21 protein-coding genes (1 of these 21 only partly in view) are annotated in these 18,882 nt (G+C 55.0%); 9 read left to right on the top strand and 12 right to left on the bottom strand.

The window, feature by feature from the left end; all coding sequences use genetic code 11:
* Nucleotides 1-103 carry the final stretch of a gamma carbonic anhydrase family protein gene (locus JYB85_RS00200; protein ID WP_207380563.1) on the top strand. Its footprint begins 446 nt before the window's first position, so only the last 103 of its 549 coding nucleotides appear in the window; its start codon lies off the left edge, out of view; its stop codon occupies nt 101-103.
* 2 nt (nt 104-105) lie between these two features.
* Here JYB85_RS00200 and JYB85_RS00195 read toward each other — a convergent pair whose 3' ends face one another.
* A complete protein-coding gene (locus tag JYB85_RS00195) occupies nt 106-363 on the bottom strand; it encodes a DUF1488 family protein (RefSeq protein ID WP_207380562.1) in 258 nt (85 codons plus the stop codon).
* The gene (gene aroE / locus JYB85_RS00190) at nt 360-1,187 is read right to left on the bottom strand and encodes a shikimate dehydrogenase (protein ID WP_207380561.1); all 828 of its coding nucleotides are present in this window, start codon (nt 1,185-1,187) and stop codon (nt 360-362) included. The genes JYB85_RS00195 and aroE overlap by 4 nt, the downstream gene beginning before the upstream one ends.
* Nucleotides 1,188-1,317: 130 nt before the next feature.
* Here aroE and JYB85_RS00185 point away from each other — a divergent pair, with 130 nt between their 5' ends.
* Nucleotides 1,318-1,767 (top strand): group II truncated hemoglobin, encoded by a 450-nt coding sequence (locus JYB85_RS00185; RefSeq protein ID WP_207380560.1) that lies wholly within the window; start codon nt 1,318-1,320, stop codon nt 1,765-1,767.
* A 5-nt stretch (nt 1,768-1,772) separates the two neighbouring features.
* Here the strand turns inward: JYB85_RS00185 and hemF are convergent, their stop codons facing one another.
* The 3 genes from hemF to JYB85_RS00170 form a co-directional block, all read right to left on the bottom strand.
* Complete coding sequence (gene hemF / locus JYB85_RS00180; RefSeq protein ID WP_207380559.1) at nt 1,773-2,690, bottom strand: oxygen-dependent coproporphyrinogen oxidase; 918 nt, start codon at nt 2,688-2,690, stop codon at nt 1,773-1,775.
* A gap of 12 nt (nt 2,691-2,702) precedes the next feature.
* Nucleotides 2,703-3,266, bottom strand: coding sequence for an L-threonylcarbamoyladenylate synthase (locus JYB85_RS00175; protein WP_207380558.1), 564 nt, complete (start codon nt 3,264-3,266; stop codon nt 2,703-2,705).
* Nucleotides 3,267-3,368: 102 nt separating this feature from the next.
* The gene (locus tag JYB85_RS00170; protein WP_207380557.1) at nt 3,369-3,932 is read right to left on the bottom strand and encodes a DNA topoisomerase family protein; all 564 of its coding nucleotides are present in this window, start codon (nt 3,930-3,932) and stop codon (nt 3,369-3,371) included.
* Between the two features lie 132 nt (nt 3,933-4,064).
* Between JYB85_RS00170 and JYB85_RS00165 the strand changes: the two genes are divergently transcribed.
* Nucleotides 4,065-5,798: a collagenase gene (locus JYB85_RS00165; RefSeq protein ID WP_207380556.1), complete on the top strand. Its 1,734-nt coding sequence runs from the start codon at nt 4,065-4,067 to the stop codon at nt 5,796-5,798.
* A gap of 58 nt (nt 5,799-5,856) precedes the next feature.
* Here JYB85_RS00165 and JYB85_RS00160 read toward each other — a convergent pair whose 3' ends face one another.
* From JYB85_RS00160 to JYB85_RS00150, 3 genes are all read right to left on the bottom strand, one after another.
* Nucleotides 5,857-6,330, bottom strand: a complete 474-nt coding sequence (locus tag JYB85_RS00160; RefSeq protein ID WP_207325089.1) for a DUF494 family protein — start codon at nt 6,328-6,330, stop codon at nt 5,857-5,859.
* A gap of 2 nt (nt 6,331-6,332) precedes the next feature.
* Complete coding sequence (gene dprA, locus JYB85_RS00155; protein WP_207380555.1) at nt 6,333-7,349, bottom strand: DNA-processing protein DprA; 1,017 nt, start codon at nt 7,347-7,349, stop codon at nt 6,333-6,335.
* Nucleotides 7,350-7,433: 84 nt separating this feature from the next.
* On the bottom strand, nt 7,434-8,540 hold the full coding sequence (locus tag JYB85_RS00150; RefSeq protein ID WP_207380554.1) for a LysM peptidoglycan-binding domain-containing protein: 1,107 nt from the start codon (nt 8,538-8,540) through the stop codon (nt 7,434-7,436).
* Between the two features lie 124 nt (nt 8,541-8,664).
* Here JYB85_RS00150 and def point away from each other — a divergent pair, with 124 nt between their 5' ends.
* The 6 genes from def (at nt 8,665) to JYB85_RS00120 (ending at nt 14,666) form a co-directional block, all read left to right on the top strand.
* A complete protein-coding gene (def, locus tag JYB85_RS00145; protein ID WP_207380553.1) occupies nt 8,665-9,168 on the top strand; it encodes a peptide deformylase in 504 nt (167 codons plus the stop codon).
* Nucleotides 9,169-9,183: 15 nt separating this feature from the next.
* The gene (gene fmt / locus JYB85_RS00140; RefSeq protein WP_207380552.1) at nt 9,184-10,137 is read left to right on the top strand and encodes a methionyl-tRNA formyltransferase; all 954 of its coding nucleotides are present in this window, start codon (nt 9,184-9,186) and stop codon (nt 10,135-10,137) included.
* Nucleotides 10,134-11,414, top strand: coding sequence for a 16S rRNA (cytosine(967)-C(5))-methyltransferase RsmB (rsmB, locus tag JYB85_RS00135; RefSeq protein ID WP_207380551.1), 1,281 nt, complete (start codon nt 10,134-10,136; stop codon nt 11,412-11,414). Before fmt ends, rsmB begins: the two co-directional genes overlap by 4 nt.
* Before the next feature lie 16 nt (nt 11,415-11,430).
* Nucleotides 11,431-12,840 (top strand): Trk system potassium transporter TrkA, encoded by a 1,410-nt coding sequence (trkA, locus tag JYB85_RS00130; RefSeq protein WP_207380550.1) that lies wholly within the window; start codon nt 11,431-11,433, stop codon nt 12,838-12,840.
* A 5-nt stretch (nt 12,841-12,845) separates the two neighbouring features.
* Nucleotides 12,846-14,288 (top strand): TrkH family potassium uptake protein, encoded by a 1,443-nt coding sequence (locus tag JYB85_RS00125; RefSeq protein WP_207380549.1) that lies wholly within the window; start codon nt 12,846-12,848, stop codon nt 14,286-14,288.
* A gap of 72 nt (nt 14,289-14,360) precedes the next feature.
* A complete protein-coding gene (locus tag JYB85_RS00120) occupies nt 14,361-14,666 on the top strand; it encodes an ArsR/SmtB family transcription factor (RefSeq protein ID WP_207321470.1) in 306 nt (101 codons plus the stop codon).
* 162 nt (nt 14,667-14,828) lie between these two features.
* On the opposite strand, the gene hemG is transcribed toward JYB85_RS00120, so the two are convergent.
* The 4 genes from hemG to pepQ all read right to left on the bottom strand — a co-directional run bounded on the left by hemG (nt 14,829) and on the right by pepQ (nt 18,827).
* Complete coding sequence (gene hemG, locus JYB85_RS00115) at nt 14,829-15,356, bottom strand: menaquinone-dependent protoporphyrinogen IX dehydrogenase (protein ID WP_207380548.1); 528 nt, start codon at nt 15,354-15,356, stop codon at nt 14,829-14,831.
* Nucleotides 15,356-16,813: a TrkH family potassium uptake protein gene (locus JYB85_RS00110; protein WP_207380547.1), complete on the bottom strand. Its 1,458-nt coding sequence runs from the start codon at nt 16,811-16,813 to the stop codon at nt 15,356-15,358. The genes hemG and JYB85_RS00110 overlap by 1 nt, the downstream gene beginning before the upstream one ends.
* Before the next feature lie 71 nt (nt 16,814-16,884).
* Nucleotides 16,885-17,505, bottom strand: coding sequence for a YigZ family protein (locus JYB85_RS00105; protein ID WP_207380546.1), 621 nt, complete (start codon nt 17,503-17,505; stop codon nt 16,885-16,887).
* 2 nt (nt 17,506-17,507) lie between these two features.
* On the bottom strand, nt 17,508-18,827 hold the full coding sequence (gene pepQ / locus JYB85_RS00100; RefSeq protein ID WP_207380545.1) for a Xaa-Pro dipeptidase: 1,320 nt from the start codon (nt 18,825-18,827) through the stop codon (nt 17,508-17,510).
* Nucleotides 18,828-18,882 lie beyond the last annotated feature (55 nt).

The following is an 18,882-nucleotide window of genomic DNA, read 5'->3' as shown; positions in this document are numbered from 1 at the left end:
GGCCCGCCCCTTGACCGAAGCCGAACTGGCGTTCCTGCCGCAATCAGCACTGAACTATGTGATCCTCAAAGACGAATACCTGGCAGAAACCCAACAGGCCTGAGATTAGAGCCTTATTTGCCCTTCCTCATCGAAGGCTTCGTCTTCGATGAGTGACTCGGCTTTATCTTCCAGATCAAAACGCACATCTTCAAACAGCTGCATTGCATTGGTTTCATCTGCCTGGGTCCCACTGAGTTTGGTTAATAGTGGCAGGCCAACCAAACAACCAATATTGACACCATTTTGTTGGGCAATGAATCTGACTTGCCGCTCGACAGGTAACCACTCAACCAAATCCGTGAAAATGATGCTTTGGTTCATTGTGCTTCTCCCTGATTGAGCTGTTGCCTGAGCAATGCCAGTACCGGCTCTACCTCAGGCCTGACACCGCGCCAAAGTTCAAAGCTTTCGGCCGCCTGCCCCACCAGCATGCCCAAGCCATCAATTACCTTTGCGGCACCTTGTTGTTTGGCCCAGCTATTAAAGCTGGTGCAGCCACTGCCATACATCATGTCATAACACACAGTTGCCGGACCTATGGCCGCTGGCGCCAGTGCCGGTACCGCCCCCTGCAAACTGGCGGAAGTGGAATTGATAACCAGGTCGAAAGCCCGGGTTGTCGCCATGGCATCGACAGCGACTATTGGCGAACCTGAAAACAAGGCTGCCAGCTCCAGCGCCTTGGCGTGGGTTCGGTTGCTGATGCTGATATGGGCGCCAGCCCTGAGCAGAGGCCCGAGCGCACCTCTGGCGGCACCACCGGCACCGAGCAACAACACCCTGGCTCCCTGTAAATCAACCTGCTGTCGACGCAGATCCGCTACCAGCCCCAAGCCATCGGTATTCTCACCCTGCAAACGCCCATCGGCACCAACAACCAGGGTATTAACGGCACCGGCCAGACGGGCATCGTCACTGAGGTCATCACACAGGGCAAAGGCCTGTTCCTTGAATGGCAGGGTGACATTGGCGCCCTGCCCCCCGGCGGCAATAAAACCGGCAAGGCAGTCCTTAAAGCCATCCTTAGGTGCCAGAATCGCTTGATAACTTATTTCTTCACCGGTTTGCTGTGCAAAGGCAGCGTGGATCTGCGGTGACTTGCTGTGGGCTATGGGATTGCCGAATACGGCGTATTTGTCTGTCATGAGCTGACTTGGGAATGGGTTCGTGCAGTCAGTCTACCGCGAGCCCGTTTACACGGGCAATGGCAGAACAAGGAGTAATTTTCATCGGCTTTTGGCTATACTGGGCGCCCATTTTTCGGTGAGTGTGTGAATGAACTGGTTTAAGAAATTGCTGCCCCAGAGGCCGGCATCCCAGACCGTCCATCAGGACGACAGGGATCCCAAGCAGTCCAATGCCTATGACATGATAGGCGGTGATAACACCTTAAAGGCCATTGCCCACAGTTTCTATCAGCGCATGCTGCAGGGAGACGATACCCGCGAGCTGTTGGCTGTGCATAGAGCCCCCCTGGCTCAGTCGGAGCAAAAACTATATGAATTCCTCAGCGGTTGGCTCGGCGGTCCACAACTGTTCCAACAAAAATATGGCCACCCCGCTCTGCGGGCCAGACACATGCCCTTTGCCATCGACGAGCAATTGCGGGATCAGTGGCTGATTTGCATGCGTTATGCGCTGGAGCAGCACATAACCAATCCCGATCACAGGCAGGTGATCTACCGGGCGATAGCTACCCTGGCAGATCACATGCGCAACCAGTAATAGGATCAGCCCAGGGCCAACCAATCTCTTGGTTTGAGATAATGCTCGTATAGCTTGGCTTCAGCCGTGCCAGCCTCGGGCACATAGGCATATTGCCAACGCACCAAGGGTGGCATGGACATCAGAATCGACTCGGTGCGGCCGCCGGTCTGCAGTCCGAACAGGGTGCCGCGATCGTATACCAGATTGAATTCCACATAACGGCCACGGCGGTACAACTGGAAGTCGCGCTCCCGTTCGCCAAATTCTGTGTGCTTACGCCTTTTGACTATCGGAGCATAGGCGGTGAGAAAACCCTTGCCAACAGCCTGCATAAAGTCAAAGCAGCGCTCAAAGCCCCACTCATTCAGATCATCGAAAAACAGTCCGCCGACACCACGGGTTTCATTGCGATGTGGCAGGAAGAAGTAGTCGTCGCACCATTTCTTGTATTTGGGGTAAACCTCATCTCCGAAGGGTTCGCACAGGGCTTTGGCATGTCTGTGCCACTCTATGACATCTTCCTCGAAGGGATAATAGGGCGTCAGATCGAAACCACCGCCAAACCACCATACGGGATCGGCCCCCTCTTTACGGGCAATAAAAAAACGCACATTGGCGTGGGTGGTAGGCACATAGGGATTGTTGGGGTGGATCACCAGGGAAACGCCCATGGCCTCAAAACTGCGACCCGCCAACTCGGGTCTGTGGGCCGTAGCCGATGCCGGCATGGCTGCGCCCGTCACATGGGAGAAGTTCACCCCGGCCTGTTCAAACACGGCCCCCTGGGTCAGCACCTTGCTGGTACCGCCACCGCCTTCGGCTCTCTGCCAACTGTCACTGACAAAAGTGGCCTTGCCATCCAACTTTTCCAGACCGGCACAAATGTCAGCCTGCAGCTGCAATAAAAACGCTTTTACCTCGTCGGCATTCGGAAGTCCCATGCTGTAATCCTTTTATCCTTGTCTGAAAATATGGCCGGTTTGAATATCAATGATGGTTGATGGCTGACGCGCTGTGCCCAGCTCCCCCAAGACCGCCGCCGCTATTTTACCGCTGAATTGAGTTTCCACTTCCGCCAGGGTCAGAGCAGGCTCCTCACCGGCAAGATTGGCACTGGTGGACACCAGAGGCTTGTCTATCGCATCACACATGGTTCTGACACCCGGATGGGCGCTGACCCGTACAGCTATGGCGCTGAAGCTGCCACGCAGCAAAGGGCTGACCTCGGCCTTTGCCGGAATGACAAAGGTGAAGGGGCCGGGCCATTTGGCTTGCGCTGCAATGAGTTGCTGCTCTGTCACTGCGGATAAATCCAGGTACGGAAGCAATTGCTCGAAGCGGCTGGCGATAAGGATCAGGCCTTTTTCCCAGGGCCTTTGCTTGACATCCAACAGCGCCTGAACGGCGCTCAGATTGTCAGGGTCGCATCCCAGTCCATACACAGCCTCTGTTGGATAGGCGATCACGCCGCCGGTGGCAATCACGTCAGCGATAGCCGACGGTTCGAGGTGAAGCATGTTATTACCTTGATTTTAAATTCAATATTGATAGAGATGCGACTTCATTATAGCGGCAAGCACTGTAAGCACCAGCATAAGCACCAGCGCAAAATAGACGGGCTAGAGTGGTCTTTTAAACTTGCACGGCTTATTGGGGCATTCCAACCTGAGTCCGGCGCTACCCTTGCGCTGCACCAGAATGCCGAAGCCACAATCGGGGCAGGACTCGGCAACAGGAGGGTAATTCACCAGGAACTTACATTTAGGGTAACAGCTACAGGCGTAAAAACCTTTGCCATACCTGTTGGTCCTGTGTTCCAGGGTCCCCAGCTTGCATTGGGGACAAGGCACAACCTCGGCCTCATCTGAATGATCCGGCTTTTCTATGTGATGGCACAGTGGATATTGGGTGCAACCGATAAAGATACCAAAACGACCGGATTTAACCGCCAACTCGTGGCCACATTCTGGACACTGGGATCCTTCAATGACTTGGGCCTCCATGGCTTCGTGTTGCACCAGGGGGCGGGTGTACTGGCAGTTGGGATAGTTGTTACAACCGATAAAGCTGCCATGTTTGCTGTGCCTGACCGACAGCTCACTGCCGCACTCGGGACAGAGCTCGTACTCTTTTTCCAGTGCGTGCTCGTGGGCACTGAAAAGGTCTGAATCAATTTTGGACATGGGAACCTCGCCACAGCAATAGCCGCTATTTTAGCAAGCTGTGCTGCTTCAGGGAAAGGTAAGCATTAACACTGGATCTCCCAACCGATGATGATATATTGCATGCAATATTCAAAAAGGAGATTGGATTGAATGAAAGGCAAGTTGCTTCTGCTTTTTTGTGGCACGTTCTGGCTGACGGCCTGTAGCCATCAAGGCTTAACCCACCAGCACCTCACAGCACCGGACCAACACCAAATCAAGTTGGCGCCTGACAGTCAACTATATTCCCGGACTAACTTCCAACAAGCCACAGCTGCCCTGGCTGATACCCGGGCCCCCGAGAAACTGCTCACTTATCTGCGGGCCTACAGCTATTTCGGCAACCCGGATCAGCTCACTGCTGCGGACTACCGCCAACTCGCGGCAGCCCTGCAGGCACTGAGCTACAGCCGACTGTTTCTAGACTCCCCCGGCAGCCAGGAACAACTGGCAGTGGTGAGCTATCGCTTCTTTGCCGATAAAGAACGCGGAGACGAGCTTGCCCCCATGCTTCCCATCTTGATAAACCAGTTGCGCCAGATTGCGCAGCAGGAGAGCTCGCTTGCCGGTGATTATGCCCTGTGGGAAACCCTGCGCGCCTTCGGCCTGTTGTTAAACGAAGCTCGCAAGCAGCCGGATAGCAGCCTGGCCAAAGTGTTGTTACAAGCCAAAGTCGACCAAGCCCTGCTCGACTTTGCCTCATCCACCCAAGCCATTGGCCGGGGTGAAGATTGGCCGTTGATGAACGCCTACTGGGCCCTTGGCCAATACCGCTTACTGCTGCCATCGGACCCGGAAGGAAAAGCGACCACAGAGGAGCTGCAACTGGACGCAGCCGTTGCCCAAATCGCCATGGCCGACGTGGCCAAGCGGGGCGATGCCGCCCGGGATGCTTATACCCTGGGATATCATGTCAATCGCTTCGGTGGTCGGCAGGCCTGTCTCGATAACGCCAGCCTGTGTCGTATTCCCGATCAGCAGACGGTATTACCCCAAAGGCATAACTGCTCTCCCCGACTCTATGTGCTGGCTCAGGATTTAAGTCAGGAAGAGTTTGAACTCAGTTGTCAGCGGCTGATTTCCCAAGAGGGAGACTTTCATGACTTGCTGACAACCGCCCACAGTCCCACGGCCAATGATGGCAATGACTCACTGCAGGTGGTCGCCTTTAAAAATTGGAGTCAGTACAACGCCTACGGCCAATTGCTGTTTGATATCAGTACGGATAATGGCGGCATGTATATCGAAGGCACCCCATCCAAACCGGGGAACCAGGCCAGCTTTTTTGCCTTCCGCCAATGGTGGATTGCACCTGAGTTTGCCGTCTGGAACCTTAACCACGAGTACGTGCATTATCTCGATGGTCGCTACGTGAAATACGGCGACTTTGGCCATTTCCCGGACAAACTGGTGTGGTGGTCCGAAGGACTGGCGGAATACATCAGCAAGGGGGCAGATAATGCAGAAGCGGAAACCCTGGCCGGCAAATCAACAAATGAGGCCCCCTCCCTGGCAGAGATTTTTGCCACCCGCTACAGTGACGGCCTGGAACGCACCTACAAGTGGAGTTATCTGGCGATCCGCTTTTTGGCCGAACAGCAGCCCCAAGCCCTGGTGCAACTCAGCCATTGGCTGAAACGGGATTACTTTGGCGGTTACGAGGAATTGCTGACACAAATTGCCACTGAGCAGCAGGAAGCATTCACCCTGTGGCTGGGAGCGTTGCGGCCACAAACCGAGGAAGAAGCGCCGGTTAGCTATCCACGCAAACAAAATCGTTATGCCTACCGTGACTATTTAAGACCTGCCCATTTAATTCAGGATGAGCAGCATTTTCACTACTGAGCCAAGCCCATAAACAACAAAGGAGACCTGATGGTCTCCTTTGATTTGGGTGTTGAGGTTAGGAATGTAACCTGCCCTCGGGTTGTTCAAACACCAGATCTTCCATTTGGGCGTAGGCCGACTCATGACCCGGCGCGTTAAACAGCACCATAAGGATGACCCATTTCAGATCTTCAAGCACCAACACAGACTCATCCAGCTCCATCACCCTGTCGATCACCATTTCACGGGTTTCGACGCTGAGCACGTTAATCTGCTCCAGGAACATCAGGAAACCCCGACATTCCACATCCAGCTTTTCCGTTTCCTCAGGAGTGTAAATACGGAAGGAATGTTGGTTGTGATCGCACAGATAAGGAGTGTCACTCTCGCGCAGATCGGCCAAATGTTCCAGCCAACTCAAAGCTTTAATGATCTCGGACTGATGAAACCCGGCGCGGGTCAATTCCTTGGTCAGTTGATCTTCATCGACCATCATCTCCACTTCGCTGTGAACATAGTTTTCGAATAGATACATGAGGATATCAAACATGGCTAGTTCCTCTTAAGTCTGACGTAACCACCGGGCACTTGCGCAACCCAACCCTGCAATTCAAGCTCAAGCAATTGTTCCAAAACAATATCTATTGGTTTTCCACTATGTTCCACCAGCCTGTCTAAGGATGTGGTTTCATAATCTACACTAGCCAACAGCGATGCAAATGGCAACTGGGAGCTGCGCTCGGCCCTTATCTGGGGGCTTGGCGGCAGCTTTTCAAGCTGGCATCGCAATAAAGTACTCAGCTCTTCCACTATATCGGCAGCGCAGGTGACAAGTTTTGCCCCCGATTGCAACAAATCATGACAGCCCAGATGCTGCTCATCCAAAATATGCCCCGGCACGGCAAACACCTCCCGCCCTTGCTCCAGGGCCATCCGGGCGGTAATCAAGGAGCCACTTTTGCGCGCAGCCTCCACCACCAGAGTCCCCAGGCTGATACCACTTATGATGCGGTTGCGACGGGGAAAATTACCGGCAAAGGCTTGAGTATCGGGCCAGTATTCGCTCATTACACAGCCCTTATCCACCAAGGCATGGTACAAGCGGCCATGACCTTTGGGGTAAATACAATCCACCCCGGTGCCAAGCACCGCCAGCGACAGTCCCTGAACATCCAGGGCACCGCAGTGGGCTGCACCATCGATGCCCGCCGCCATACCGCTGCTAATCACAAATCCCACCCGACTCAGCTCCGCAGCCAACCAGGATGCCGTCTGTAACCCGGTGGCGCTGGCATGACGGCTGCCGACCATGGCTATGGCTGGATAAAGGCAGGTTTCAGCCCGGCCTTTGACAAAAACCACAGGGGGCGGATCATGAATCAGCGTCAATAACGGGGGATAAAGGGGGTCACTGCAACAGAGGATATGATGATTGGCCTGGCGTTCTCGCCAGGCCAGAGCCTGTTCAACTTTTGCGGGATCGTAAGCAAGTCTGGACAGCTGGGCCTGTGGCAGAGGCAAAGAGGCCAAATCCCCTTGCAACCTCTGACTGAGCTCTACCACGTCCATGTGGGTGAGCAGTTGCCGGATCCGGGCCGGTCCCAACCCGGAGGTAGCGCCGACAACCAACCAGTCGACCAGGGTTTCTGCTATTTATTCGCTCCGCAGGTTGGCACTCTCAGGCACGGTCAGCTTGTCGTCGGCACGCACAGGTCTGTCATTGACCATGATAAGCCCCATGCTGACCTTATCGAACACTTTGAATACCATCAGGTTGCCATGATAGATGTCTGGCACCTTGATGGCCTGCTCCGAACCAAACTTGGCCAGGAGGTTTTCATAGGCGTTGCGATCTATGGTCGACACGGGCTTGCCTTCATCATCGATAACCACGGTTTCACCATCACGATAAATGGAGAACACATCACCAGGTTCAACCCCGGAACTGCTGCCCTGGCTGATGTAGACCACATCCAACTTGCCCACTTCCCGCAGTTTTTTCTCCGCCCCCAACACATAAGCTGGCTCAGTAATACGCGCAGGCTTGGGCATAAAGTAAGCCGACATCAGGGAGTCATCTTCAATGGCGATGGCGCGGAACCCGGCACGGGTTTCCTTAAGGTTGGTCAGCAACTCCACCTTGGAGATGGGACCGGACTCGACCACCCGACCGCTGGCACTGAGGATAATTTCCTGGCCAAGTACGCTGTCGTCCACCTTGCTGGTAAAAATTCGGCCCGCATCGTAGATACCCAACTTTTGGCCCTTGGGCAGTTCGGCATGCACATAAACAATGTTGTCGCTGACATGGAAGCGTGAGGGGCTTTCACCACCGAGCACCATGGCTTGCTGGCCGAACCAATCCGGGTCGACCACCCGATTATTGACCAGGTAAGGCTGGATCAAAGCCAGGTCTATGGCCGGAATAGCCCCATCTTTGGCCATCTTGCGACCTTCAGGGCTCTTTCTCAGCTGTGGCTTCACCACCAGTCTGGGTTCACCGTCAATGAACACCAGGGTCAGGCGGTCCCCCGGATAAATCAAATGGGGGTTGGCAATCTGGGGATTGGCTCCCCAAAGTTTGGGCCAACGCCAGGGGTCATTGAGGAACTGGGCAGAGATATCCCACAGGGTATCCCCCTTTTGCACTATATAGGAGTCCGGGTGGCCAGGCTTAAGAGTCAGGGTATCTGCCAACGCCAACGAACTTGTGACCGACATTAACGCGAATAAAATTAACCGTTTCATGGTAGCGTCCATGTTGTTTAGCTCTTATGACGAGCTTTTGCTGTTATTGATTGTCGCTACAGATTAAAATTGATCCAATAGCAAAGTCAGTATAACCAACTGGCATAGATTTGACAGAGTTGTTAAGAGTTTAACTATGGCATTATTGAAAGTATTACGCTTCCCAGACGAAAGACTGCGCACAATTGCAGCGCCGGTCACAGAATTCAACGAAGCGCTGCAAACCCAAATCGACAGTATGTTCGAGACCATGTATGAAGAAAAAGGCATAGGTCTGGCCGCCACCCAGGTGGATTTTCACCAACGCTTGATCGTGATGGATTTACAGGACGACATCGAGCGTCCAACCGTTTTTATCAATCCAGAAATCATCGATAAGCGCGGAGACTTCTGCAACGAAGAAGGCTGCCTGTCTGTTCCCGGCGTTTACGCCAAGGTAGACAGGGCCGAGTTTGTCACAGTGAAGGCTCTGGATCGTCACGGCAAAGAATTCACCGTCGAAGCCGATGAGCTGTTTGCCATCTGCCTTCAACACGAAATGGATCACCTGCAAGGGAAGCTGTTCGTTGACTACCTGTCTCCGCTCAAGCGCCAGCGCATACGCCAAAAGCTGGAAAAAGCCGCCCGTCTGGAAAAATAACCATCAGGAAACGTTTTGAAGCCTCTCAAAATTATCTTTGCCGGCACTCCGGATTTCGCTGCCCGCCATCTGCAGGCTCTGCTCAGCAGTGAGCATCAGGTTATTGCGGCCTATACCCAGCCGGATCGTCCCGCAGGACGTGGGCAAAAGTTGACCCCAAGCCCGGTCAAGTCTCTGGCTCTGGAACACAATATCCCTGTGTTCCAACCCAAGTCGCTGCGGAAAGAGGACGCACAACAAGAGTTGGCAGCCCTGGGGGCTGACATCATGGTGGTGGTAGCCTACGGCCTGATTTTGCCCAAGCTGGTACTCGATACCCCACGCCTGGGATGCATCAATGTCCATGGCTCCATCCTGCCCCGCTGGCGTGGTGCCGCTCCCATACAACGCGCCCTGTGGGCCGGTGATGCCGAAACCGGGGTCACCATAATGCAGATGGATGTGGGCCTCGATACCGGTGACATGCTGCTCAAGGCTCATTTACCCATAGCAGCGGAAGACACCTCTGCCTCTTTATACGAAAAACTCGCCGAGCTGGGGCCCGAGGCGCTGCTCAACGCGCTGGCAGCCATCAGCGAGGGCGGTTTGAACGCAGAGAAACAGGACGAGTCCCTGGCCAATTATGCCGAAAAGCTCAGCAAGGAAGAGGCTCGCCTCGACTTTGGTAAATCCGCCCGCCAACTGTGGCAGGAAGTTCGCGCCTTCAACCCCTGGCCGGTCAGCTATTTCGAACACCAGGGTCAAACCATCAAGGTCTGGCAAACCGAACCGCTGGCAGAGTCCGGCAACAAGGCTCCCGGCACAATAGTGGCCGCCGGCAAACAAGGTCTGGACATAGCAACGGCGGATGGCCTGCTGCGAATAAAGCAAATGCAACTGCCGGGTAAAAAGCCCATGGCAGTGGCCGACATACTCAATAGCCGCGGTGAATGGTTTACCCCTGGCACAGTGATCGGGAGCCAGGCATGAACCTGAGGGCCCTGGCTGCCAAAGCGGTCTTCGAGGTGCTGGAGCGCGGTGTATCTTTGTCGGTCGCCCTGCCGGAACAGCAAAAATTGCTCAGCGACGGTAAAGACAAGGCTCTGCTGGCAGAGTTGTGTTACGGCGTCATGCGTTTTCTGCCCCAATTGGACCATTGCGTCAGCCAGTTCATGAGCAAACCGCTCAAGGGCAAACAGCGGATAGTCCACCAGCTGTTGTTGGTGGGGGTATATCAGCTTTACTTCACCCGAGTTCCGGCACACGCCGCCATATCCGAAACCGCCGAGGCCTGTCGCAAACTCAAATTTGAAGGCTTGGTCAAGGTCGTCAACGGTGTGCTGCGCAATATCCAGCGGCAGATCCCGGCTCTGGCGGAAAGCAACGACACTCTCAAATACAACTATCCCGGTTGGCTGCTGAAACGCTTGAAAGCCGCCTATGAACAGTGGCCGCAGATAGTGGAAGCCAGCCACCAGCGGCCGCCCATGTGGCTGCGCAACAACCGGCGCCAACAAAGTCGCGACCAGTACATAGCCAAGCTGGTGGACGCCGAGATCAATTGCCGTCCCGGCCTCAGTGACGATGCCATTGAGCTGGAATTTGCCACCGATGTCAGCCGTCTGCCCGGCTTTGCCGAGGGCGCTGTCTCGGTTCAGGACGGCGCCGCCCAATGGGCAGCCACACTGCTGGCCCCCAAGGATGGTGAACTGGTACTCGATGCCTGTGCCGCGCCCGGCGGCAAGAGCTGCCACCTGCTGGAACTGGCGGATATCCAATTGCTGGCGGTGGATGCCGACAGCAAGCGCCTGGAGCGGGTACAGCAAAATCTCGATCGCCTGGCGCTCAACGCCAAGGTCATCCACGGCGATGCCGCCAATATCGACAGCTGGTGGAACGGCGAAAAGTTTGACCGCATCTTGCTGGATGCCCCCTGCTCGGCCACCGGCGTTATTCGCCGCCATCCGGACATCAAGTGGCTCAGGAAAGACTCGGATATTCAAGAACTGGCTGAGTTACAAAAACAAATTCTGGATCACTGCTGGCAGTGGCTGAAACCCGGTGGCACACTGCTGTATGCAACCTGTTCCATATTGCCGGACGAAAACAGCAAACAGGTCGCGGCGTTCCTGGCCCGCACCCCGGATGCCAGGCTGGACGCACTGCCACAGCAGGCAGATCCCCAGGCCATCGGCTGGCAGATTTTGCCGGGACAGGATGGCATGGACGGGTTCTTCTATGCCCGCCTGAAAAAAGCGACTCTTTAGGGATTAGGCAAAGGCCATGAAAATTATCATTCTGGGCGCCGGCCAAGTGGGCGGAACCCTGGCGGAAAACCTGGTCGGTGAAAACAACGACATCACCATAGTCGACAGCGACAAAAGCAAGCTGCGTAGCCTGCAGGACAAGTATGACCTGCGCGTAGTGGTGGGCCACGGCGCTCACCCGGGGGTGTTGCGTGAAGCCGGTGCCGAAGATGCCGATATGCTGATTGCCGTAACCAACAGCGACGAATGCAACATGGCCGCCTGTCAGATTGCCTATACCCTGTTCGGTACTCCCACCAAGATTGCCCGGATCCGCTCCGAGCAGTACCTGGGCATGCAGGAAAAGCTGTTTATCGACAGCGAAACCAAAAACAGCGACAACCGTACCCGCGGTGGCTTCATCATAGATGAGCTAATAGCCCCCGAGCAGTTAGTGACCGCTTACATTCAGCGTTTGGTTGAATATCCAGGTGCCCTGCAGGTACTTGAGTTTGCCGAGGGCAAACTCAGCCTGGTGGCGGTGCGGGCCTATTACGGCGGCCCCCTGGTAGGCAACGCCCTGGCGGCGCTGCGGGAACACATGCCCAATATCGATACCCGGGTGGCGGCAATCTTCCGTCAGGGCCGTCCTATCATGCCCCGCGGCACCACCATTATCGAAGCCGATGACGAGGTATTTTTCGTGGCCGACAGCCGCCACATCCGCGCCGTCATGAGCGAGATGCAGAAGCTCGACAACAGCTACCGCAATATCATGATCGCCGGCGGCGGCAACATAGGCATGGGTCTGGCCAAGAAGCTGGAGCGCAACCACTCGGTCAAGCTGATTGAGCACAGAGCTGAGCGTGCCGAGGCCCTGTCTGAAAAGCTGGAATACACCACGGTATTCTGCGGCGATGCCTCCGATCAGGAGCTGTTGCTGGAAGAACACATAGACCAAACCGACGTCTTTATCGCGGTGACCAACGATGACGAGGCCAACATCATGTCGGCACTGCTGGCCAAGCGCATGGGTGCCAAGAAGGTTATGGTGCTGATCCAACGCGAAGCCTATGTGGACATAGTGCAGGAAGCCAATATCGATATCGCCATATCGCCCCAACAGGCCACCATCTCGGCATTGTTGACCCATATACGGCAGGGCGATATCTGTAACGTTTACTCACTGCGCCGCGGCGCCGCGGAAGCCATAGAAGCCATAGCCCACGGCGATGCCAGCACCTCCAAGGTGGTTGGCAAACAGATTGGTGAAATCAAGCTACCACCCGGCACCACCATAGGGGCGATAGTGCGTGACGAAGAGGTGTTGATGGCCCACGACAAGACCGTCATAGAGCAAGGCGACCACGTGATCTTGTTTCTGGTAAACAAAAAGTTCGTGGGCGAAGTCGAACGCCTGTTCCAGCCCAGCGCCTTCTTCTTCTGATAACCATGCTCAACTTCAAGCCGCTGCTGTTCATACTCGGCACCTTCCTGTCGATGCTGGCCGGCTTTATGTTGGTGCCGCTGACCTTTGCCCTGATCTATGGCGAGGAGACAGTGGGCGCCTTCCTTATCGCCACAGTCACCACGGGCGTGGCGGCCAGCTTTTGTATCAGAAGCGGGCAACAGCAAAAGATTAAGCTCAATATCCGCGATATGTTCATGCTGACCAGCCTCACCTGGCTCATTGTCAGTTTGTTTGCGGCCATGCCCTTCACCCTGTACCACGGCATCAACTATACCGACGCCTTCTTTGAGACCATGTCGGGGATCACCACCACGGGCTCCACCGTACTCTCAGGCCTGGATACCCTGGACCACAGCATTCTGATCTGGCGTTCACTGCTGCAGTGGCTTGGCGGCATAGGCTTTATCGTGATGGCGGTGGCTGTTCTGCCCTTTCTCAACGTCGGTGGTATGAGGCTGTTCCGCACCGAATCGTCCGACTGGAGTGACAAGGCCACGCCCCGCACCCAGGATATGGCCAAGGAACTGTTCTTCATCTACATTTTGCTGACGATTCTCTGTGCCATCAGTTACCACCTGGCACAGATGAGCTGGTTTGAAGCCATCAACCACGCCATGACCACACTCTCGACCGGCGGTTACTCCACCTCGGATCAATCCATGGCCCATTTCAGCCCCTCGGCCCATTGGGTCGGTGTGGCCTTTATGGCCGCCGGCGGCCTGCCGCTATTGCTGTTTGTGCAGATGATCCGCAGCGGCAGTTTGCGGGTCTGGAACGATGCCCAGGTAAAAGGCTTTCTGGTATTTTTGCTGCTGACCAGCGTTGCCCTGGGTTATTGGCTCAGCATGGAAAAGCACCTGCCCTTTATCGATGCCCTGCGCCTGGCCAGTTTCAATGTGGTCTCTGTGGTCACCACCACGGGATACGGCCTCACCGATTACAGTAGTTGGGGTGCCTTGGCCAACGTGGCCTTCCTGTTTCTGATGTTCATTGGCAGTTGTTCGGGTTCCACTTCAGGTGGGATCAAGATTTTCCGGTTCCAAATCGCCGGTGCCATCATGCGCGAACAGTTGAAACAGCAATTCCACCCCAACGGTCTGTTCCGGGAGCGTTATAACAACCGCACCATCAGTGAAGACATTATCCGCTCACTGGTGACCTTCGTGCTCTTATTCATGACAGTGATTGCGGCTCTGAGCCTTATTCTGGTGTTAACCGGACTCGACCCCGTCACCAGCCTGACCGGCGCCATCACGGCGGTCACCAATGTGGGACCGGGTCTGGGCCCGGTCATAGGTCCTGCTGGAAATTTTGCCGGCCTACCCGACCTGGCCAAGTGGGCACTGTCCATTGGTATGCTGCTGGGACGTTTGGAAATTTTGACCGTGGCTGTGTTGTTCCACCCGGGATTCTGGCGCTATTGAACTGCACCGCTAAATTGCCGCGGTGGCCACTTTCAATTAGAATTATCTAATCATCAATGCTGTGAGTGAATCATGTCCGATACCATAGATGTCAATGCCATGGTGAACAATGCCGAGACGGCGGCCAAGTGGCTCAAAGCCATAGCCAATCCCTACCGCTTGATGATCCTTTGTCTGCTGTTGGATAACGAAATGAGCGTGACCGAACTCAATGCCAAGGTGCCGCTGAGTCAGTCCGCCCTGTCCCAGCATCTGGCGGTGCTCAGGGCAGAAGATTTGGTGGATACCCGCAAGAGTTCACAGATAGTCTATTACAAGCTCAAGGATGCCCAGGTCACCGAGATCATCTCCATCCTGCACCTACGCTATTGCAGTTAAGAACTCACAAGCTCAAGGATGCCTGGGTCACTGAGATCACCTGCTTGCTGCATCTGCGCTATTGCAGTTAAGAGCTACACAAGCTCAAGGATGCCTGGGTCACTGAGATCACCTGCTTGCTGCACCTGTGCTATTGCAGTTAAAAGCCGCAGCCAACTGAAGTTAACGGCGGGCAGCGAAGGCCTCACCAAAACGCTGTACCTGTTCCCAATCGGTAAACTCAAAGGTACCGGTCACATCGGTTGGCCCCTTGGTGAGCCACATGATGAAACGGATCATCTGTTTGTCGAAAAAACCGTAGGACGGATAGCTAATCTTGCCGGCAAAGACTTCCAGCTGCTGTGGTTGCCATTTGGACTGCAACAGGAATTTCTTCATATAGGGGTTGGTGTCAGGGGTGTTTTTCAGCGGCTTGCGAGCCACCACGTTGACGGTGAAAAAGGCATTAATCTTTGCCGCCAATCGATCGCAGTGTTGGTTCACAAAGGTCAGCAGCTCGGGCCTGTGTTTACCGTAACGAATGCTGGCGCCGATGAGCACCTTGTCAAAATCATCCAAAGACAGTTCACCAACCTTATCCAGGGACACCAGGCTTACCTGCTCACCGGCGGCCTGACAGCAGTTGCGGATGCGTTCACAAATGGACAGGGTCTGGCCATCGACGGTCGAATAAATGAGTAATGTTTTCATCAGGTCTTCCAGAAGGTCGGGGTAAACAACACCAGCAGGGTGAAGATTTCCAAACGGCCAAACAACATGGCCAGCAGTAATATCCACTTGGCACCGTCACCGACACCGGCATAGTTACTGGCCACTTCTCCCAGGCCGGGACCCAGGTTATTGAGACAGGCAGCCGTGGCGCTGAAGGCGGTAATATCGTCCATGCCCATGGCCATCAGGGCCAACATGCAGAACACAAACACCAGCGCATAGGCGGAAAAGAAGCCCCACACCGCATCCACTACCCGGTCAGACAAGGCAGTGTTACCGATCCGGATGGAAAACATGGCCCTGGGATGTACCAGGCGCTTAAGCTCCCGCGAGCCCTGCAATAACAACAGCAGCACCCGAATCACCTTGATACCGCCGGCAGTCGAGCCACCGCAGCCGCCGATAAAACTGGAAAAGATCAGCAGTATTGGCAGGAATAGGGGCCATTGATGGAAACTTTCGGTACCAAAGCCCGCGGTGGTGGAGATGGACACCGCCTGAAACAGAGCGTAGTCCAGGGTTTCCTCCGGCGAGTCGTAGATGCCTGAGTGATAAAGGGTTGCGAAGCAAATCAAGGCCAACACGAGCTGGATCGCCAACAGCAGTTTGAATTCGGTATCGCGGAAATACACCCGCAAATTAATGCCCCGGCGTGAAAACGCAGCAAAGTGCACACTGAAATTGACCGCCGCAACCAGCAGGAAAAACACGCAAATCATATTGATAGCCGGACTGTCAAAATAGCCCATGCTGGCGTCGTGGGTGGAGAAACCACCTATGGCTATGGTGGAAAACGCATGACAGAGCGCATCAAAGGCCGACATCCCCGCCAGCCAATAGGCACCGGCGCAGGCCAGGGTCAGCAGCAGGTAGATATACCACAGGGCCTTGGCGGTTTCGGCTATGCGGGGGGTCATCTTGCTGTCTTTCACCGGCCCGGGAATTTCCGCCCGATACAGCTGCATCCCCCCGATACCCAGCACGGGCAGAATGGCCACGGCCAGAACGATGATCCCCATGCCACCCAGCCATTGCAGCAAATGACGGTAAAAGAGAATCGCCTTGGGCAGGTCATCCAGACCGACAATCACGGTAGCGCCCGTGGTGGTCAGGGCAGAAAAGGACTCGAAAAAGCTGTCGGTCCAGCTCAGATCCGGTTCCTTGGAAAAGATAAAGGGCAAGGCCCCAATGGAACCCAGTACGGTCCAGAACAGCACTACAATCAGAAAGCCTTCACGGGTGCGCAGCTCGGCATGATGACGACGATTGGGGTACCAAAACAGGAAACCAAGGATCAGACACACCACGAAGGCCTGCAGAAACGCGGTACCACCGCCATCCTTGAACAGTATGGCCACCAGAGCCGGAGGCAGCATGGTCATGGAAAACAGTCCCATCAACAGGCCTGTGATTCGGGTTATGGTTCTAAAATGCATGCTGCCGCTTCTAAAGATCCCAACTCAGTGTATTCGGCGGCTATTCTCGCACAAATCTCGTTCATCGCCACTTATTTAGCGTCCTGATAACAAACCCGCAGCTGGCCCTTTGACTGGGTTGCCAGTGCCAACTCCAGCTCCCGCCGCTTATCCATGGCCAATAGAAAGTTCAGCTTAATAAGTTCAGCGAAACTTCGCTCGCAAATTTCGGCATCCAGCTGCTGCAGCAGAAATTCCACATCCTTAAGTTGCCCGTAACTACACTCGAGACTGGCGGGATAACGCAGTTGTCTTATGGCCTGGGGCATCTGGCGCAGCAACTGCTTAATGCCCGAGGTGTATGCCCGAACCAAGCCGCCGACACCCAGCTTGGTACCGCCATAGTAACGCACAACCACGGCGCCAATCTCACCCAGCTCGCTGCCACTCAGCACCGCCAACATGGGACGACCGGCGCAGCCAGCCGGTTCACCATCATCGCTGGAGCCAAGTCCGCTTTGTGCTCCGGGCGCGCCACAGGCCATGGCCCAACAATAATGACTTGCGCCGGGAAAGCGGCCTCTGACGTCAGTGAGTACTGACTTCAACCTTAATTCCGAGTCACAGTGAAACAACAGGGTGATAAAACGGCTCTGTTTTATCTCTTCCTCAAGTAGCAACTCGGCTGCAGGAATGGCGTATCTCTCGCTCACGCTCAGGCCAGACCCAGATCCCTAGTCATGTTCTCGTTTCTGTCCTGATGCACTATCACATTATCTTCGATGCGAATGCCGCCGTAGGGTCGCAGCTGATCCACCATATCCCAGTTCACCTGCTTGCCGCGGGCATCGGACTTAAGCTCGGCCAGCAACGAATCTATGATGTACAACCCGGGCTCCATGGTCAGCACCTGGCGCGGGGCCAATATGCGGGTACAACGCAGGAAGGGATGTTGCTCGGGGGCGGCGATATGGGTGCCACGTTCATCGTGGGAGAAACCACCGACATCGTGCACCTGTAATCCCAGCATATGACCCAAACCATGGGGGAAGAAGGCGCCGGTGATCCCCTGCTCCACCAATCCCGCGGCATCGCCGCTGGCCAGCTTGAAGTCGAGCAGCAGGGCCGCAATCCTGTCGTGGGTCGCCAGATGCAGATCGGTATAACGCACGCCCGGGCGCATTTTGGCGATAAGGTCCAGTTGCACTTGGTTAAGGGCCGCAATCAGCTCGTCGAATACGTTCTTCTCAAAGGCATAGGTGCGGGTAATGTCTGAAGCATAGCCAAAATAACTGGCACCGGCGTCAATCAGGAAAGACAGCCTTTGGGTCGGCACCTGATGTTCCAGCGCGGTGTAATGCAGTATGGCCGCGTTCTGGTTAAGGGCGACTATGTTGTCGTAGGGGACTTCGTTGGCTGTTTGCCCCACGGCACTTAAATAGGTTTGCTGGATCTCAAATTCGCTGGCGCCATTGAAAAAGGCGCTGCGGGCGGCCTGATGACCGCGAACCGCAATCTGGTTGGCACGGCGAAGACACTCCAGCTCATAGTCGGTTTTAAAGCTGCGGTGATAATGCAGATAGCTCATCACGGCTTCCGGATTACGGTGCTTGATGCCCAGCACGTCGGCCACATCAAGATGCTCACCCATATAGGCCCAGCGCGCCAGGCTGGCGGGCAGCAGCTCGGCCACCTTGTCGGCCTTGGTGAGCAATTTAATCTCGAAAAACTCGCTCCAGAAGGCATTGGGTGCATCGGCCACCTTGTGCCAGAAATCAACCGGGCGGTAAAAAATCAGTGTCGGCTTATCGCGGCCATTCACCAGCAACCAGCAATTGGGGTTGTCGAGCACAGGCAACCAGGCCTTGAAATGGGGATTGACCTTGAACGGGTAGTTCATGTCATCCAAAAACTGCCTGTGTGCCTGTCCCGAATGAATGATCAGTCCATCCAACTGTTCTCTGGCCAAAATATCGGCGTAGCGACGGTTGAGTTCTGCTATGTGGGTGGCGTAGAGCGGGGCCAGTTTGTCCATGATTGCGAGTCCTGTGATTGGTATTTTGTCGGGGCAGCTCTCAGAAAAAGAATAT

Source organism: Shewanella sedimentimangrovi, from assembly GCF_017354965.1.
In the GTDB taxonomy this organism is placed as follows: domain Bacteria; phylum Pseudomonadota; class Gammaproteobacteria; order Enterobacterales; family Shewanellaceae; genus Shewanella; species Shewanella cyperi.
The sequence above is the reverse complement of the archived record's forward strand: the minus strand, read 5'-3'. Positions and strand labels throughout refer to the sequence as shown.

Excerpts from the sequence above, each read along its gene's own strand:
- JYB85_RS00195 (WP_207380562.1), bottom strand. The coding sequence starts at position 363 with ATGAACCAAAGCATCATTTTCACGGATTTGGTTGAGTGGTTACCTGTC.
- aroE (WP_207380561.1), bottom strand. The coding sequence starts at position 1,187 with ATGACAGACAAATACGCCGTATTCGGCAATCCCATAGCCCACAGCAAG.
- JYB85_RS00185 (WP_207380560.1), top strand. The coding sequence starts at position 1,318 with ATGAACTGGTTTAAGAAATTGCTGCCCCAGAGGCCGGCATCCCAGACC.
- hemF (WP_207380559.1), bottom strand. The coding sequence starts at position 2,690 with ATGGGACTTCCGAATGCCGACGAGGTAAAAGCGTTTTTATTGCAGCTG.
- JYB85_RS00175 (WP_207380558.1), bottom strand. The coding sequence starts at position 3,266 with ATGCTTCACCTCGAACCGTCGGCTATCGCTGACGTGATTGCCACCGGC.
- JYB85_RS00170 (WP_207380557.1), bottom strand. The coding sequence starts at position 3,932 with ATGTCCAAAATTGATTCAGACCTTTTCAGTGCCCACGAGCACGCACTG.
- JYB85_RS00165 (WP_207380556.1), top strand. The coding sequence starts at position 4,065 with ATGAAAGGCAAGTTGCTTCTGCTTTTTTGTGGCACGTTCTGGCTGACG.
- JYB85_RS00160 (WP_207325089.1), bottom strand. The coding sequence starts at position 6,330 with ATGTTTGATATCCTCATGTATCTATTCGAAAACTATGTTCACAGCGAA.
- dprA (WP_207380555.1), bottom strand. The coding sequence starts at position 7,349 with ATGGACGTGGTAGAGCTCAGTCAGAGGTTGCAAGGGGATTTGGCCTCT.
- JYB85_RS00150 (WP_207380554.1), bottom strand. The coding sequence starts at position 8,540 with ATGGACGCTACCATGAAACGGTTAATTTTATTCGCGTTAATGTCGGTC.
- def (WP_207380553.1), top strand. The coding sequence starts at position 8,665 with ATGGCATTATTGAAAGTATTACGCTTCCCAGACGAAAGACTGCGCACA.
- rsmB (WP_207380551.1), top strand. The coding sequence starts at position 10,134 with ATGAACCTGAGGGCCCTGGCTGCCAAAGCGGTCTTCGAGGTGCTGGAG.
- trkA (WP_207380550.1), top strand. The coding sequence starts at position 11,431 with ATGAAAATTATCATTCTGGGCGCCGGCCAAGTGGGCGGAACCCTGGCG.
- JYB85_RS00125 (WP_207380549.1), top strand. The coding sequence starts at position 12,846 with ATGCTCAACTTCAAGCCGCTGCTGTTCATACTCGGCACCTTCCTGTCG.
- JYB85_RS00120 (WP_207321470.1), top strand. The coding sequence starts at position 14,361 with ATGTCCGATACCATAGATGTCAATGCCATGGTGAACAATGCCGAGACG.
- hemG (WP_207380548.1), bottom strand. The coding sequence starts at position 15,356 with ATGAAAACATTACTCATTTATTCGACCGTCGATGGCCAGACCCTGTCC.
- JYB85_RS00110 (WP_207380547.1), bottom strand. The coding sequence starts at position 16,813 with ATGCATTTTAGAACCATAACCCGAATCACAGGCCTGTTGATGGGACTG.
- pepQ (WP_207380545.1), bottom strand. The coding sequence starts at position 18,827 with ATGGACAAACTGGCCCCGCTCTACGCCACCCACATAGCAGAACTCAAC.